This is a genomic window from Phycisphaerae bacterium (genome assembly GCA_012729815.1).
Lineage (GTDB): Bacteria > Planctomycetota > Phycisphaerae > JAAYCJ01 > JAAYCJ01 > JAAYCJ01.
Map to the genome: position 1 here is coordinate 1 of JAAYCJ010000274.1, position 1,502 is coordinate 1,502.

Genomic DNA, 1,502 nt, shown 5'->3' on the forward strand with positions numbered 1-1,502 from the left:
CAGCCCGTCCACGCCGACGGCGACCGGCTTGACCTCAAGGACCGTTTCCTCAACAATATGATCGTAAAATCCGGACAGGTCGTCGAACAGTGCTTCGGATACGCCTGCGCCTACCTCGACGTCCCACGCGACCTCGACGCCACCCTCGCCGTCGGAAGTGACGACGGCTACAAAATATGGATCGACGACCAAGTCGTGGCCGACCTGGTCGTCTTCCGCGGGTCGGCAGCCGACCAGGAAAAACACCCGGTCAAACTGACCAAAGGCCGCCATCGCCTCCTCGTCAAGGTCCACAACGACATCGCCGGCCACGAACTGTTCCTGCGATTCCTCGACGCCGACGACAAACCGATCACCGACTACGTCGTCCGACTGACCCCTTGAACCGGCTCTATACCCCAGCCGAAATGAACCGCACCCGAACACGCCCGGTGACGCCCTTGGGTATTGACGATCAAGCCGACGGCCGATAGCATCGCACCGAGCGCCACGACACGGTAAAGAGGATGCGGTGACGGTGGAACGGGCAACCAACGACAGACGACGAACCTTCGCAATCACGGTCACCGGTCCGCTCGATCCGGACCTCCTGGGTCCGACCCTCGCCCACGAACACCTCTACTGCGACATCTCCGCGCACTCCGGCCGCCAGGACAACGTCCTGAACGACGTGCCGCGAGCCGTCGAGGAACTCCGCTACTTCCAAGCCGCGGGAGGGCGGACGATCATCGAGGCGACGCCGGAAGGGATCGGACGCGATCCCGCCAAACTGCGCGACATCAGCCGGGCCTCCGGCGTCCACGTCGTCTCCGGTATCGCCTTCTACACCGAATCCACCTACCCACCCTGGTTCCGCTCCTGCCCGGACGACTCCACCAACACCGACCGCCTGGCCGACTACTTCGTACGCCACATCCAGGACGGCTGCGACGGCGTGCGGGCCGGCGTCATCGGCGAACTCGCCAGCCACAACGCCCCCGGCGGCCACCCACGCGACTATCGCCTCACCGACGCCGAAACTATCCTCTTCCAGGCAGCCGCCCAAGCCCAGCGCGCCACCGGCGTCGGCGTCATCACGCATGCCTCCCTCGGACGCGGCGGTCACGCTCAGCTCCGCATCCTTGAACAGTTCGGAGCCGACCCCGCCCGCGTCTGCATCGGACACTGCGACGCGGAATGCCGCCAGAACCCCGAACACGACATGGCCTACTACACCGGCATCCTCGACTGCGGCGCGTTCTGCGCCTTCGACATGATCGGATGGACCGACCTGGTGCCCGACGACGTGCGGGCCGATCGCATCGCATGCCTGGTCCAACGCGGATATCAGGAACAAATCGTCCTCTCCACCGACACCTGCCGACAGTCGCAGCTTCACGCCAACGGCGGAAGAGGTTACGACTATCTGTGGCGTTCCTTCCTTCCACAGCTTCGCCAACGCGGCGTCACCGACGAACAGATCCGGGCCATGCTCGTGGCCGCCCCCAGAAGACTTCTCACCG

2 protein-coding genes are annotated in these 1,502 nt (G+C 64.8%); both read left to right on the forward strand.

Going from position 1 to position 1,502, the window contains the following annotated elements:
* Positions 1 to 384: hypothetical protein (locus tag GXY33_17805; GenBank protein ID NLX06996.1), on the forward strand; the 384-nt coding region annotated here is incomplete at its 5' end.
* A gap of 127 nt (positions 385 to 511) precedes the next feature.
* Positions 512 to 1,502 (forward strand): hypothetical protein (locus GXY33_17810; protein NLX06997.1); only part of this gene is annotated, 991 nt, incomplete at its 3' end.